13 protein-coding genes and 4 pseudogenes are annotated in these 14966 nt (G+C 56.8%); 11 read left to right on the top strand and 6 right to left on the bottom strand.

Annotation, left to right across the window (positions count from 1 at the left end):
* Together C1H69_RS21860 and C1H69_RS21855 are read right to left on the bottom strand one after the other, a co-directional pair.
* Positions 1-186 (bottom strand): annotated as a pseudogene (locus tag C1H69_RS21860) (IS110 family RNA-guided transposase); the annotation flags it as partial.
* A gap of 205 nt (positions 187-391) precedes the next feature.
* Positions 392-673: pseudogene (locus C1H69_RS21855) on the bottom strand (IS66 family transposase); the annotation flags it as partial.
* Between the two features lie 184 nt (positions 674-857).
* Between C1H69_RS21855 and C1H69_RS23345 the strand changes: the two are divergent.
* The 11 genes and pseudogenes from C1H69_RS23345 to C1H69_RS21805 form a co-directional block, all read left to right on the top strand.
* The gene (locus C1H69_RS23345) at positions 858-1076 is read left to right on the top strand and encodes a hypothetical protein (protein ID WP_133155004.1); all 219 of its coding nucleotides are present in this window, start codon (positions 858-860) and stop codon (positions 1074-1076) included.
* Positions 1073-1435, top strand: coding sequence for a P-loop NTPase family protein (locus C1H69_RS21850; protein ID WP_102655498.1), 363 nt, complete (start codon positions 1073-1075; stop codon positions 1433-1435). The genes C1H69_RS23345 and C1H69_RS21850 overlap by 4 nt, the downstream gene beginning before the upstream one ends.
* 210 nt (positions 1436-1645) lie before the next feature.
* Positions 1646-2893 (top strand): CaiB/BaiF CoA transferase family protein, encoded by a 1248-nt coding sequence (locus C1H69_RS21845; protein ID WP_102655497.1) that lies wholly within the window; start codon positions 1646-1648, stop codon positions 2891-2893.
* 83 nt (positions 2894-2976) lie between these two features.
* Positions 2977-4515 (top strand): acyl-CoA carboxylase subunit beta, encoded by a 1539-nt coding sequence (locus C1H69_RS21840; protein WP_102655496.1) that lies wholly within the window; start codon positions 2977-2979, stop codon positions 4513-4515.
* A 39-nt stretch (positions 4516-4554) separates the two neighbouring features.
* Entirely contained in the window at positions 4555-4770 is a 216-nt protein-coding gene (locus C1H69_RS21835; RefSeq protein WP_102655495.1) for a biotin/lipoyl-binding carrier protein, read from the top strand.
* Positions 4755-6392, top strand: coding sequence for an acyl-CoA carboxylase subunit beta (locus C1H69_RS21830; protein WP_102655494.1), 1638 nt, complete (start codon positions 4755-4757; stop codon positions 6390-6392). The genes C1H69_RS21835 and C1H69_RS21830 overlap by 16 nt, the downstream gene beginning before the upstream one ends.
* Positions 6393-6505: 113 nt before the next feature.
* Positions 6506-7867, top strand: coding sequence for a hypothetical protein (locus C1H69_RS21825; RefSeq protein ID WP_102655493.1), 1362 nt, complete (start codon positions 6506-6508; stop codon positions 7865-7867).
* A 25-nt stretch (positions 7868-7892) separates the two neighbouring features.
* Positions 7893-9284 (top strand): acetyl-CoA carboxylase biotin carboxylase subunit, encoded by a 1392-nt coding sequence (locus C1H69_RS21820; RefSeq protein ID WP_240610043.1) that lies wholly within the window; start codon positions 7893-7895, stop codon positions 9282-9284.
* Positions 9285-9592: 308 nt separating this feature from the next.
* Positions 9593-9709: pseudogene (locus C1H69_RS23960) on the top strand (IS5/IS1182 family transposase); the annotation flags it as partial.
* Positions 9710-10074: 365 nt separating this feature from the next.
* Positions 10075-10989, top strand: a complete 915-nt coding sequence (locus C1H69_RS21810; protein WP_102655503.1) for an AEC family transporter — start codon at positions 10075-10077, stop codon at positions 10987-10989.
* Between the two features lie 46 nt (positions 10990-11035).
* A pseudogene (locus tag C1H69_RS21805) lies at positions 11036-11671 on the top strand (transposase); the annotation flags it as partial.
* Here the strand turns inward: C1H69_RS21805 and C1H69_RS23695 are convergent.
* From C1H69_RS23695 to C1H69_RS21780, 4 genes are all read right to left on the bottom strand, one after another.
* A complete protein-coding gene (locus C1H69_RS23695) occupies positions 11664-12017 on the bottom strand; it encodes a hypothetical protein (RefSeq protein WP_165789558.1) in 354 nt (117 codons plus the stop codon). The pseudogene C1H69_RS21805 and the gene C1H69_RS23695 overlap by 8 nt on opposite strands.
* A gap of 150 nt (positions 12018-12167) precedes the next feature.
* Positions 12168-13175, bottom strand: a complete 1008-nt coding sequence (locus C1H69_RS21790; protein ID WP_102655489.1) for a metal ABC transporter permease — start codon at positions 13173-13175, stop codon at positions 12168-12170.
* A 28-nt stretch (positions 13176-13203) separates the two neighbouring features.
* Positions 13204-13956 (bottom strand): metal ABC transporter ATP-binding protein, encoded by a 753-nt coding sequence (locus C1H69_RS21785; RefSeq protein ID WP_102655488.1) that lies wholly within the window; start codon positions 13954-13956, stop codon positions 13204-13206.
* Positions 13953-14867, bottom strand: a complete 915-nt coding sequence (locus C1H69_RS21780; protein ID WP_102655487.1) for a metal ABC transporter solute-binding protein, Zn/Mn family — start codon at positions 14865-14867, stop codon at positions 13953-13955. Before C1H69_RS21780 ends, C1H69_RS21785 begins: the two co-directional genes overlap by 4 nt.
* Between the last annotated feature and the right edge of the window lie 99 nt (positions 14868-14966).

Raw genomic sequence — 14966 nt, 5'->3', positions numbered from 1 at the left:
AGCTTCCATCAGGATGTGAAGCCGTTCACGCGGTTCGCCGGTCTGGTGCTCAAGCCATTCCAGCAAGCGGGGAAAACCCTGCCTGTGGTTAGTAAATACCCGTGTCTTAACCTTGCCGGTTGATACATCGCGCAGCCAGGCACAATCGAGCTTCTTCTTGCTGACGTCGATACCAATTACTGCCATGATCTCGTCGCCTTCCCTTGTTCGTGCAGCCTCACTCCGGTTCGGGAGGGGCTTGGATACCATTCAAGCTATCGAGATAGAGGGCATCAGGGGGCATAATCTAGGTTCCAGGCTGTGACGCCTCAGGCTTTGTGGATGCTCACCCTGATGCCAGGGCCTGCTGGTAGCTAATCAACAAGCCCGGAGAGACACAAGGTTTTGTACGAAAAGTCGACGAACTTGCGACGGCCATGCAGCCGATCTCGGTGACACCCTTGGCGAAGCTCTGTTTGTAGTCGCTGTAATCATCACAGATCAGCTTGCCCTGCCACTCACCGAGGAAGGTTCGGGCATGCTGGCCGTCGCGCCCTTCGGTGAAGTCGTAGATCACCGCCTCCAATCCGGCGTAGGGGGTGGTGGCGTAGGCCCACAGGTAGGCGCGGTGGGTCGTCTTCTTGCCCGGGGCCAGCATCGGCACCGGGATTTCGTCGGCATGCAGTACCGGCTCGCTGAGAGCGAGCACTCTCGTGTGGCTGCCATCACGTCATTCATGCCCTGCGGCGCATGCTGATGGTGCTATTGAACCTGGCCTATCGCAACCAATTGTTCCCGCGAGAGGCCTATCATCGACACTTTTCTCGTGGGAGAGGAGGCCCGCTTGGCCTGCCGCTGCATGGTCGACTTAGCTGGCCTTGGCCCACGAGTGGGGCTGTGAAGCGGCACTCGCTCAGCACCTGGAGGGACTGCTCGAGGCTGGCGAGTTACCGAAACTCGACGTGCCACGTAAGCGCTTCGGTCCCTCGATAAGCGAGCTCCCCCACGTCGAAGTGCGACTGGCGTCGCTGGTGATCTATGACGAGCTGATGAACCGCCCGACGGTCAGAGGTGTGGCACGAGTGCGTCCACGATGACGGATGCCACACGGCTTACCCAGATGCTCAATGACCTGCGCTTGCCCACCATCAAGGCAGTGTGGTCGTGCTTCGCCGACCAAGCCGATCAGGAGGATTGGCCAGCGCTGGCCCCCTTGGCTGAAGACGAGTTCGCTGAGTGCGCGCGGCGACGGCTCGAGCGCCTGATTCACCACGCCACCCTCTTCGAACTCAACGTCGACAGCTATCGGCACCGAACGGCGATGGAGAACAAGCTCTCACGCGGACGACCGTCGATGCGCGCGACACTCAAGACCAGCCATCCCGTGTCGCTCAGAGAGACGGTTGACGCGCTACAAACAAGGACATCGCCACCGAGGGCCTGTTGGCTTAGGTGATGATCGCCAAGTATGCCGAGTACCTGCTGCTGTACCGTCAAGAGTAGATCTTCGCCCGTACCGGGTGGCGATACCGCGCTCCACCCTGGCCGAGAGGGGACTGAAGGCTTTTTCAGGGTTGATTTTTTTTGGCGGAATTTTTGTTTACATTTATGTCGGTAAAAGTGTAGCCTTGATTTTGTGTCGAGCAAAGAGTTAGGGAGGTGGGTGATGTCAAGCGGAGGACAAGTTGCGGCTCAATCGGGAAATGGTGTGGGGCCGCTTTCCGGTTACCGGGTAATTGAGCTTGGCTCCACTGTTGCTGGACCATTTTGTGCCCGTTTGCTCGGGGACTTCGGTGCCGATGTAATCAAGGTGGAGCAAAAGGAAGGTGATGCAGTTCGTAGCATGGGTAAGCGCCACCAGGGTCGCTCACTCTATGGTGCCTCGATTCTACGCAACAAACGGATAGTCTCTATCGACTTGAGAAAGGAGCGTGGCAGAGAGCTGGTCCGCCAGCTCTGCGAGCGGGCGGATATCGTGGTAGAGAATTTTAGACCAGGCACCTTGGAACGTTGGGGGCTTGATTATGATGAACTAAGCGCGGTGAACCAAGGACTCATCCTGGTGCGGATCAGCGGCTACGGTCAGGACGGACCCTACAGCCAGCGGCCTGGATACGGCGTAGTCTGCGAAGCAGTAAGTGGCCTAAGGGAAATTACCGGAGACCCTGATCGACCACCAGCCAGGGTGGCTGTTTCGGTGACGGACTACATTACCGGGCTCTATGCCGCTTTTGCCGCCTCCATGGCCTTGGTAGAGCGTAATCGTACCGGGTACGGACAAGTTGTTGATGCCGCGCTCTATGAGGCCGCCTTCAGCTTCATGGAGCCTCATATCCCCGCCTTCCATCAGATTGGCCATGTTGCTGAGCGGGCCGGCCCCCGCCTGCCTAACCATACGCCGAACTCACTCTACCCGACGCAGGATGGCCGTTATGTCCATATCACAGCCGGCTCTCAATCTGTTTACAAGCGTTTAGTCAAAGCCATGAAGCAGCCGGAGCTGCTGGAGGATCCGCGTTTTGCCACGCCGACGGCTCGTTCGGAGTACGAGAATGATATCGACACCGTAATTGCAGCCTGGACCGAGACACTTACTGTGGATGAGCTCGAAGCAGTCCTCGACGAGGCATCAGTACCAGCGTCGCGAATCTTCAACATGCGCGATATCTTCGCCGATCCCCACTATCGCGCCCGGCAGATGATCATTAGTCCGAAAGATCCAGTGCTGGGTCCTGTCGCCATGGCTAATGTGGTGCCGAAGCTATCGCGCACCCCAGGATCAGTGCGCTGGGCCGGCCGAGACATTGGCCAGGACTCGGTCGAGATTCTCACTAATGAGCTGGGGCTTGATCAGACGGCGATCAAGGCACTGGCAGCGGAAGATGTCATTCACGGTATAGAGTCCAGCGACTAGATGACCTTTTAAACAAAACATCGGGGGCGAAGTGCTGCGCTCCTAGCTGGTCGGTTCACCAATAACATACAGGAGCCCCAGGCATGTCACTTGAGAAAAAAATGGCTGAACTCAAAGAGCGTGAGGAGCGTGCATATTCGATGGGCGGTGAGGAGAAACTGCAGCGCCGTCGCGAGGCGAGCATACTCAACGCCCGAGAACGTATCGACTACTTCGTCGATCCCGGTAGCTTTATGGAAAGTGGTTTGCTGGGTGTCTCATCTGTGGTAGAGGCGGACCGTGAGCGTACCCCTGGGGACGGGAAGCTGGTGGGCTTCGCACGAGTGGATGGCCGCCCGGCCGGCATTGCCTCTAACGATTTCACCGTAAAGGGGGCTTCTAGTAGCCTCACCAATATGAAGAAGATTAGCCATGTAAAGCGGGTGGCGACGGAGCGCGGCTTTCCGCTGGTCTTCTTCGGCGAGTCCTCTGGTGCGCGAATGCCGGATAATATGGGGTCGCGTGGAATGGGGGCCTTGCTCGGCAATGATCCTACGCAGTATGTACGTCACCGGGAGTCGCCTTGGGCGACGGCTATCCTGGGCCAGTGTTACGGATCATCCGCCTGGTATGCCTGCCTGTCGGATTTTACCGTTATGCGCAAGGGCTCGGTGCTGGCCGTGGCGAGTGCGAGCCTTGCCTCGGTCGCCATCGGCCAGAAAGTCGACCCTGAGGATCTTGGTGGCTGGAAGCTCCATGATGAGGTGACGGGACTCATCGATCGGGTGGCAGAGACCGACGAAGAGGCACTGGATCTGATCCGGAAGTTTCTTTCCTATCTACCTTCGCACAAGAATGAACCGCCTCCCCGGGCGCTTGTCCCTGAAGGCTCTGACGAGGCCGCCGCACAGGTGCAGGATATTCTGCCGGAGAGCCGCCGCAGGGTCTACGACGTGCGCAAAATCATCAGGTCAATGGTTGACCAGGACAGTTTCTTTGAGCTGAAGCCCCGGTTTGGCCGTACCGTCGTTACCGGGCTTGCCCGCCTCGATGGCGGGACCGTCGGTATCGTGGCAAACAACCCCATGTACAAAGCCGGCGCCATGGACGTAGCTGGATGCGAAAAAATCACCCGTTTTCTAGTGCTCTGTGATTCATTCAACATTCCGATTGTGATGATGGTGGACACTCCGGGGTTCGTGATCGGGATCGAGGGCGAGCGGATGAAGGCCCCTGGCAAGATCATGAACTTCATGACAGCACTGCAGATGTGCACCGTGCCCAAGCTGTCGGTGATTATGCGCAAGAGCTACGGCCAGGCCTACCTGAACATGGGAGGGGGCCGCAATTCCGATGAAGTTGTCGCCTGGCCCACCGCCGAGGTGAGCTTCATGGATCCGGCTTATTCGGTTCAGGTGGTCACCTGGGGCAGGAATCCATCAGAAGAAGAGCAACAACAGCTCCGTAAGCAGATGGAGCGGGACAATAGTGTTTGGGGTCTGGCGGAGATGTACTCAGTACAGTCAGTGATACGGCCGGCCGATACCCGTCGTCACCTCATCAAGACGCTTGAGTTCCATACCATGCACTTGTCAGGAGGTATAGGTAAACACCAGTTGTCAGCCTGGCCCACCACATTCTGATTATCCATTGTAATGAAGTTACTGACGAGGAAAATGAAAATGACACAACAACTGATTTCAGAAATAACGGGAACTCTATGGAAAATCGAAAGGCATGTCGGTGATTGCGTCGAGGAAGGAGACGTGGTCATGATTTTAGAGTCGATGAAGATGGAAATTCCCGTAGAGGCGACTATGGCGGGCACTATCAAGGAGCTGCTAGTAGCCGAGGGAGAATCCGTGGAGGAGGGGGACCTGCTATGCGTAATCGAGTGACGTCTGAACCGACGGGAGAGAAAAAAAAATTCTCCTATGCTGTAGAGCAGGGTTGGCCGGAGATTGAAGGTGGGATCGAGGAGCTAAAGTTCCGCCGACAGCAGGCTCAGGCCATGGGGGGCGGAGAAGCTATTGAACGCCAGCATAAAGCAGGGCGGTTAACGGTACGAGAGCGCATAACACTGCTTACCGACGCTAATAGCTTCCGTGAGATCGGCACTCTGGCAGGCAGTGGCAAGTACGATGAGAATAATCGCCTAATCTCGGTCACCCCAGCGCCTTATATCGCTGGGATGGCCCATGTTGATGGTCGACCTGTTGCTGTCGGAGGTGAAGATTTCACGGTGCGCGGCGGTACGACTTTCGGCAGCCTACGCCGCAAGGGCGGACAGGGTGGTTTTGTCGAAGACCTTGCTTACCACTATCGCATACCACTGCTGAATTTGATTGATGGGGCCGGTGGCAGCGTGACGTCTATTCAGCGTCGTGGGCATAGCGTGTTCCCCGGTGTGCATGGCTTTGAGCGCTCTGTTTCGTTGTTGGGCACCGTACCTGTGGCGTCCGCTGTCTTGGGCACCGCAGCAGGTGGGCCGGCTGGCCGTGCGATCCTTTCCCACTTTTCAGTGATGGTCCGCGAGACTAGTCAAATCTTCGCTGCCGGTCCGCCTGTCGTAAAACGATCACTTGGACGCATTGTTGACAAAGAAATGCTAGGCGGTGCCAGAGTCGCGGTGGATCAGGCTGGCACCATACACAATGCTGCAGAGTCTGAAGAGGATGCTTTGAGACAGATGCGGCGCTTTCTTAGCTTCATGCCTTCCAATGTGTGGGAAATGCCACCGGTGGCCCCCACTGATGACCCGGTCAATCGTTGCGATGAGGAGCTTGCTTCGATCATTCCTGCGAAGCGAACCCAAGCCTACAATATGTACCGACTTATCGAAATGGTTATAGACAAAGGCTCGGAGTTCGAAATACAGCCTACTCATGCGAAGGCCGTCATCACTTTGTTTGCCCGTCTGGATGGCCGTCCCGTGGGGATAGTAGCTAATAACCCTATGGTTTATAGCGGCGCGTTGGACGATAAGGCTGCTCGCAAGCAAATCCACTTCATGGAACTCTGCGACACCTTCCACATTCCTCTGATTTTCCTCGTCGACTTGCCCGGCTTCATGGTAGGCGAGAAGGCGGAGCAGTCGGGCACACTACGGGAGGGTATGCGTGCGGTATACTCCGCCGGTAACCTCAAGGTACCAACGCTCACTCTGGTAATCCGCAAATGCTACGGCATGGCCGGCATGGCTACCTGCAACAAGAACGACATCGATCTCAAGTTGGCATGGCCTAGTGCGGAATGGGGGTCGCTGCCGGTGGAAGGCGGGGTAGCCGCTGCGTTCCGTCGTGACATCATGTCCGCTCCGGATCCGGCCGCCCGGGAGAAGGAGATCGAGGCGGAACTTAAGCCTTATGCCTCGCCATTCCGGTCGGCGGAAGCCTTTGCCGTCGAAGAAATTATTGATCCCAGGGAGACCCGCCCGGTGCTTTGTGACTTTATCAACCTGGCCGATGCCCGACTGAGAACAGAGCTTGGGCCGCGTGCTCGCTATGGCGTGCAGCCTTAGCCAGTATTGAAGCCAGCCACAAGGCACCGGGGTGATTGGTGCCTCATCGCGTCACCTATCTTCACCTTGCCCCAGGCAGGCAATCGGGATAAGTGAATGTTAGGAAGATGATCATGTCAGCCAAGCTTGAGACCGTTGCCACTCAGAGGTCCGCAAGACCATCGCTGGCTCGAATGATGGGGCTCGTGTTACTGCTGCTTTGGCCCCTTGAGCTGCTGCGCATGCTGATTGATCAGCTTTGGCTTAACAATGCCTCAGGGTGGCTATTCGTCCTCTATCTTCTTCTCGCCTTCATGATCGCTGGAGCCGGGAATCGTGTGCTCACCTCCGTCCTACTGCTGGGCATCGTAGGACTGGTGGTAGCCGACGAAGCTTGGCACCTGGCCGTAAAAGGAGTCCAGGCCTCGCTAGTGTTTGCCGCTTTCATCCCTACCGTTTTCTTGCTACGTAATGCCATGGCTGGGGATCGTCGTCTAATTGACTACAGGGAGCGCCTCGAACGTATTGGTCCAAATTGCCAGGCCGGGATGATGCTGGTCGGCGCGCACATGCTTGGCAGTGCGCTCACTGTGGGCGCCTTGGCAGTACTCTCGCCGGTCCTGCCACAGGATGCTGACGCTGCGCGTCGGCGGACCGCAGCCTCGGTGACGATGTTCGGCATCTCATTATCGATGCTCTGGTCGCCGGTTTTTGTGGCGATGGCAGTGGTATCGGAATTCATGCCCCATGTGCCGTTGTGGCAGCCGATCTTAGTTGGTTTCATCCTTGGCAGCATTGGCATTATCATGGCATTAACCTTTTTGCGTATGCCTAACAAATTTGTCCTCGTAGGGCGCAGCATCTATGCGCTACGAGCGATCATCCCTTGGGTAGTCACCGTTGCGGTGGTGGTTGTGTTGGTCCGTACCTTTTCAGCCCTTTCCACGCTGGAGGCGGCGAGCCTCACACTATTACCTCTCGTGGCTGGAATACTAGTTGCCCAGGCACCGGACGTGCGTCAGCAAGCTCTTCGGCATACTCGCGAGCGCCTGGATAGACTGGGCACCGAAATATCCATTGTAGCCTGGGCCTTTGCGCTGGGTACGGTGATGCGCGGGAGCACTACCGTTGAGCTCTTGGTTCAAGGTCTCTTCGGGCCCGAAACTGCAGTGCTGCTGTTGGTTATGATCATCGTTGCCGGGATGCTAATCACTGTAGTTATCGGCGGGCACCCCATTGTGGCGGCTTCAATCATGCTGGCTGTCTTTGGCAGTGCGGAAACTTGGCTGACAGATATTGTGCTCTGCGGAGCGGTGTTACTGGGCTGGGCTTGCAGTTCAATGATTGGCCCCGCAACGCTTATCGTGATCGTGGCGTCTGGCATGTATCGAGTGGAGCGCAGCAGTCTTATCCTGAGCAGCAATACGCTACTCAACTTGTTCTTTGCATTGATAGGTGTGCTTTTTCTCACCGCCCTCAATAAGGTGATTACCTAAACACTATCGATTCTGGAGTATATTGATGGACGTTATGAACCATAAAATTCTAATTGCAAATCGCGGCGAAATTGCCTGTCGTATTATCGACACTTGCCAGCGACTCAGTTTATCGACAGTAGCCGTTTATTCTGATGCTGATAAAGATGCCCGCCATGTGGAAATGGCCGATCAGGCGGTGGCGATCGGCCCAGCTCAGGCTGCGAAGAGTTACCTAGATGCTGAAGCCATTTTCGCTGCAGCTCGCGAGACTGGCGCCACCGTGATACACCCAGGGTACGGCTTTCTCTCCGAGAGCGGCAACTTTGCCCGGCGAGTTAGGGATGAGGGGTTGCTCTGGGTAGGGCCCGCCCCGAATGCCATTGATGCTATGGGTGATAAGGAGCGCGCCCGGGAAATCGCTATTTCCGCCGGAGTGCCAGTATTGCCAGGCAGTCGGCGCTTCCGGCAAGGAGATATGGATGGCCTTCATGAAGCCGCCGAACAAGTAGGCTACCCTCTGTTGGTCAAGGCTGCCGCTGGCGGCGGCGGCATCGGCATGCGCCGTGTTGATGCTCCCGATGATATCGAGGCAGTCGTTGAGGCAACGCAATCCATGTCGTCCAAGGCATTCGGTGACTCTAGTATTTATTTGGAGCGCTACGTGGCTGAGGCTAGGCACGTAGAGGTGCAGGTGTTCGGTTTTGGCAACGGCGAAGGGCTTCACCTGTATGACCGGGATTGCTCGGTACAGCGTCGCTTTCAGAAAATCATTGAAGAGGCCCCAGCCCCCAATATACCCGAAAAGGTCCGCAACAAACTGTACCAAGCTGCGCTTGCGCTGGTCCGTCATCAGCAATATAGCGGAGCAGGGACAGTGGAATTCATCTATGATCGTCACCGACAGTCCGCTTATTTTCTGGAAATGAATACTCGAATACAAGTAGAGCATCCAGCCACTGAGATGGTCACTGGTGTGGACTTAGTGGAATGGCAACTACGTCAAGCCCTTGGAGAACTTCCAGTCATTGCTCAGGGTTTAATCCACATGGCGGGGCACGCAATCGAATGTCGACTTTATGCTGAGCGCCCAGAAAAAAACTTCCTCCCCGCTCCTGGAAATATTAAAACACTGGTTTGGCCAATGCTGGGCGAATTCTTACGGATAGATACCGGAGTACGTAGCGGCGATCAAGTCACGCCGTACTACGATCCGCTGATGGCCAAAATAATAGCCCATGGAGCGGACCGCGAGGAAGCCATCGCTAATCTTTCCCGGGCGTTGGAAGAGGTGGTTGTGGAAGGTTTGCATAATAACTCGGCTTTCTTGAGCAATATACTGCGTGATTTTAAATTTAAACAGGGTGGTGTCACGACTGGCTACGTAGATGATTTTTTTGCTCGGCAAAGTGTGGCATCAATAACTGATAGCCCATGAAATGTGGTCGTGCTGAGTCGAAACCATAACTCTAGCTCTGGTGCCTCTGAAGCTTTTCCGCTGCTGTTGGCAATTAAGTTTTTTCTTTTTGCTGATAGCCTGTTACGGGACGGCTCAAAGGAACGCTGCATAAATTCCGCCGAGGAAGTCTGAGTGCTACCGGCGGGATTCAAATTGGTGTCATCACATTACTTCCCGATTCGAGTCCCCTTATGAAACAGATATCGTTTTCCCTAGTCGGGCATCAGAACAAGAACAAGACCATCTACGAGAGCGATTCCTAGAGCAGATAGATGCTCTGGTGCCAGGCACTGATTCTGTGGATATTCGAAGAGATCAACGCCAGTCTGGCCAAAAGGAGCCTGTTTATGCGCGAAGGTACCATTGTCGATACTATCATCGTTACGGCTGCACCCTTCACCAAGAAAGGCAACTAATGTTTTGTTCGACATACTCTACGCACTCCTAGGTAGAGACCCGCTTCATATCATCAACAAGCGATTGGCTACCGGGAAGATATCTACAAGGGGTTGGCCAAGAACTAGGAGAATGTGTTCATGTTATTTACCTTAGGAAATCTGGTCTCTGCGAAGATTATGCTGAGGAGTAAGCGTGTATTGAATACTACCTGGCAGCCGGATAACCCGGCTGTCAGGTAAAACAAGCCTGTGCCGGTGGTCAGATAATGACAGCTGAGACGATGACTTGGAACGATTTGAACGCTTCAGTCGCTCAGAGCCCCTTTGAATCAGAAGATATTGCCGTGCTTGACCAGATCCAGGAGAACGAAATGACGGGAGTGGTGGATGCACTAGGGCCTTTGTTCCTGCTGATCTTGCTGGGAGCACTTCTCGGCCGGCTATGGCAACCAATAGCTGATTTTTGGCCAGAGATGGAACGCCTGATTTACTTCTTGTTATTCCCCGCCATGCTGGTGGCTACGCTGGCCACCGCTGACGTCAGCCAGGTACCTGTGGGCCGTTTGGCGATTGTGCTGTTGGGGGTTATGGGAGTATTTGGTGCGCTACTCTGGACCCTTCAGGGTTGGCTACGCATGGGGGCGGATGCTTTCACCTCTGTGTTCCAGGGAGCATTGCGCATGAACACTTATGTTGGTGTGGCAGGCGCTGCGGCCTTGCACGGTGCTCCCGGGGTAACAGTGGCAGCGGTCGCCGTGGCAATCATGGTGCCGACGGTCAACGTTATGTGCGTAGCATGTTTTATCGCATCTGGCACCTTGGGTGGTGCTAGCTTCAGTAGGAGCCTGTTGGCATTGCTTCGCAATCCTTTGATCATCGCCAGCCTTCTGGGGATTGCCCTCAGTGTTAGCGGCATCGGGCTTCCTGGATGGAGTGAGGCGATGGTCGAACTGTTAGGTCGTGCGGCATTGCCGTTGGGCTTGGTAGCGGTGGGAGTGGCGCTGCGACCTATGGCACTGCTACGAATCGATTGCGCTGTCTGGGCCACCAACATCGTAAAGCTGGTGCTAATGCCTGCTCTGGTACTGGTGCTGGCTGTGGTGTTGGAGCTTGACCCGGTGAGCCGCGACGTAGCGCTACTTTTCTCTGCCCTTCCCACTGCTACTACTTCCTACATTCTCGCGCGTCAGTTGGGAGGAGATGCGGAAATGATGGCAGTATTGATCACAAAACAAACTATATTGGCCATGATTACTTTGCCGCTTTGGCTGCGCCTGGCGGGGTAGTTAGTTTCCATCCATAAGCGTGTAACGCTCCCCTGACGGGGTTCAGTACCTGATGAATCGGGCACGCTGGAATGCCGGTGTGGCGCGGGATATTCTTCGCCAATGGGTCATCTATACACTGGCTAATCCTGATAGCGTGCTGGTACTGGATGAGACCGGTTTCATCAAGAAAGGCCAGCACTCCACCGGCGTACAGCACCAGTACAGTGGCACGGCCGGGTGTATCGAAAACAGCCAGATTGGGATCTTTCTTCTTCTATGCCAGTCCTGCCGAGCATGGCCTTCCTGGATCGCGTCTTATACTTGCCCAAGTTCTAGACCGAGGATCGCAATCGTTGCCGGCGTGCCGGCCCTCGATGAGGTGACGTTTGCCAGCAAGCCGGAGCTGATCCGACGCAGCAGCTCACGGCCGAACGAGTTGGTCTGCTATGCGGTCTTTGCCCAGCGGGAACAGGCGTCGATTCATAGCTTGGCGTGGGTTGCCGGTCAGCGTTGGAAAATCGAGCAAGGTTTCCAGATAGCCAAGGGTGAATGTGGGCTGGATGACGATAAAGTCCGCCGTTGGGGCAATTGGCATCGCCACATCGCCCTGGCCCTGCTGGCACACGCCTTGCTGGTTGCCATCCGACAGGCCCACCCCAGGAAAAAACGCCACGACGCGTATCGCCTGGCCCTTACTTGAACTCCGACGAATGATGCATCACGGGTTCGAGCAGGGGAAACAGGCCCTGTCGCACGTGCTGCACTGGTCGAATTGGCGGCGACGGCATCAGTATCGCGCCTGGCAATGCCATTGTCGCCATCAGTACATACGGATGATGAAGCTCGATCATCATGAAAGTTACGGCTGTAGTACTAACTGTGCGGCGCACGGCGTCATCGTTCCGTATAAGACCTTGGTATAGGTAGACCTTGGTGGTATAATGCATTGCAGCAAACTCTTGCGAGAGGAAGATGCAGAACATGACGATCGACACATCCCCCGCGACTGGCCTGCAGCGAAGCCTTCGCCAGTGCATCTCGAACATGGCCGTGCTGCTTTTTCATCACGGACACGTCCTGGAATCCGTGACGGTTTCGCACCGTGGCCTCGACAGCCGCGCCATTCGTGAACTCAGCAGTGGATCGAGCGACTGGTCAACCTGCCAGCGGGTCCTGGAGCGCAGCGAAGCCGCTACCTATAATGATTCCGGGCGTTTCGTGCTCACCGCCATGGGGCGCGAGCTGCTTTTCGATATGTTCGGGGAAGGCGCCGCCGACTGCGCCTGACCGGCCATCCATCGCTTCAGTTGACGTATCACCAGCCCATGACGCGGCGCTGCCAGCAAGGCAAGGAAGAAGAAACTGGTGGCGACCAGTACGATGGTGCCCCCGGAGGCCACGTCCAGGGTTACTGAAAGCCACAGCCCCACTATCGCTGACACCACCCCTACGGTTACCGAAATTGCCATCATGACCGGGAAACGGTCGGTGAGCAGATGCGCCGTGGCGCCCGGTGTTATCAGCATCGCCACCACCAGAATGATGCCCACGGTCTCGAGGCTGGCAACGATGGTCAGTGTCAGCAGCAGGATCAGTCCGTAGTGAATCGCGCCGGTGTGGAATCCCAGGGCCTGGGCCTGTTGAGGATCGAAGGTGTAGAGAAGCAGCGGGCGATACGCCAGCCATATGCTCAGCAGCGCGACCAGGCCGGCCGTCAGCGTCAGTAGCAGGGCCGTTTGCTGAACGCCCAGGACATTGCCGAACAGGATGTGCATCAGATGGGTATTGGTGGCGATTTTGCTGATGATGACGATCCCCAGGGCGAAGGCGCCTGTGAACATCAGCCCCATGGCCGCATCCGACTTGATTCGTGTATGACGTTCGATGGCGCCTATGCCCAGCGAGGTCAGTGCGCCTGTAATGAATGCGCCTATGAAGAAGGGCCAGCCCAGGAGGTAGGCGACGGCTACGCCGGGCAATACCGCGTGGGAAATGGCATCGCCAAGCAACGACCAGCGCTTGAGCACGACATAGCATGACAGCATGCCGCAGATAGCGCCCACCAGCACGGATGTCAGCAGGGCTCGCTGCATGAAGTGATAGTCAAAGGGAGCTGCCAGGGTTTCCGGCAACCAGCTGACGACCATCATCAGCAGAGCGATCAATGTATCGACCACAGCATGGCTCCAACCTTCGAGCGACATCGTGTACCTCCTTCAAGGCATGAGGGGCCTAGCCCAGCGCCAGGCGCGCCAGCATGGCATTGTCCAGCATGTCGGCAGGGGACCCGGCTCCCACTACGACGCGGTTGATCAACAGGACCTGGTCGGCGTAGCGACGTGTGCTGGGCAGGTCATGGGTCACCATGACCACGGTGCGTCCCGACTGCCGTTCACGGTCCAGCACGTCGAGAATCAGGGATTCGCTTGGCGAGTCGACGCCTGCCAGGGGTTCGTCCAGCAGTAGAATCCTGGCCTGCTGGGCCAGGGCCCGCGCCAGGAGCACACGCTTCTTCTGTCCGCCGGAGAGTGCGCCTATCGGCCGCTTGGCGAAGGCGGTCATGTCGACGGCTTCGAGAGCCGCATCGATGGCCGCCATATGGCTGGGGTGCCACCATCGCCGGGGGAGCAGCCGGCGCCATAGAGGGTCGGCGCGCATGAGGCCGAAGCGACCGGTCATTACCGTTTCCCGAACGGAAATGGGGAAATCCCACTCCATGTTCTCGCGCTGCGCCATATAAGCGATGTGTCCGGCTCGGCGATGGAGGGCAACGGGCTCATTGAACACCCTGAGTTCGCCTCGAAGCGGGACGAGGTTACCGATCAACAGATTGAACAGCGTGGACTTGCCCGCGCCGTTGGGGCCGATGATGGCGGTCCACTCGCCCTGTGGCAATGACAACGATACATCGCTCAGCACCGGCTGGTCCTGATAGGCGGCATAGAGACCACGGGCCTCTATTGCCGGACAGTCACTCCTGATCACCGGGGGCCCCCCAGGGTGTCGCTTAGCAGTGTGGCGTTGTGGCGCATCATGCTGGGATAGTCCGGAGCCACGCCGCCGGCTTCGCTCAGAGAGTCCACGTAAAGTGGACCGGCCGTGGCGACGTTGGTATCACGGGCAACGCCGCTGACATGACGATCGGAGATGGTGCTTTCCCAGAAGATGGCGTCGGGTTGCCTCTCTTGAACCAGTTCTACGATACGCATGAGCTGTCGAGGCGCTCCCTCCTCCTCGGAATTCGTGCCCCATATACCGTCGTGCTCGAACCCGTAGGCATCGGCAAAGTAGGAGAAGGCTGCCTCGCTGGTGATCAGCAAGCGCTGGTCGTCGGGTATGGTGGAGAGAATGTCCTCCAGTTCGGCATGCAACGCATGGAGCGATTCGGCTAGCGACTCGGCGCGGGCGCGATAACGCTCCGCGGCGTCGGGGTCGGGGTCGGCTTCGCCGAGTGTATCGGCGATGGCATGGGCATAGGCTGCGGCCGCGCGGGGATCCATCCACAGGTGTGGGTCAGGGTCGCCGGCAAAATCGCCGGTCACGATCGGCTGTGTCGGGTAGCCGGAGGCCTTGGCCAGCGCCACCACGGGTACCCCTTCTCGCACGGTAGCCATGATCTGGCCGACCCACTGCTCGAGATTGTAACCGTTATAGAACACGGCATCCGCCTTCTCGAGGGCCATGAAATTACTGGGTATCAGCTCCCACTCGTGCACTTCCGCACCAGCTGGGGTCAGTACGCTGACGCTGGCATCCTCACCCGCTACTGCCGTGACCAGATCGCCTAGAATCGAGAAGGTGACGGACACCTTCAAGAGCGCATCCTCCGCCTGGGCACTTATCGGCCAGATCAGCGGCAACAGGCTGATAGCAAGAATCTGTTCGAGTTTCTTCATAGACCCTTTCCTGTGACGGGTTTGCCAGTGAGATGAGTGACGTTTGATAAACAATGGAACAGGGATAAGCTGTATGCAAGTAGTTTAGCCAAGGCTAAC

This window comes from Billgrantia endophytica (genome assembly GCF_002879615.1).
GTDB classification, from domain to species: Bacteria; Pseudomonadota; Gammaproteobacteria; order Pseudomonadales; family Halomonadaceae; genus Halomonas; species Halomonas endophytica.
Note: the sequence above shows the minus strand (reverse complement) of the source record. Positions and strands in the feature narration are given on the sequence as shown.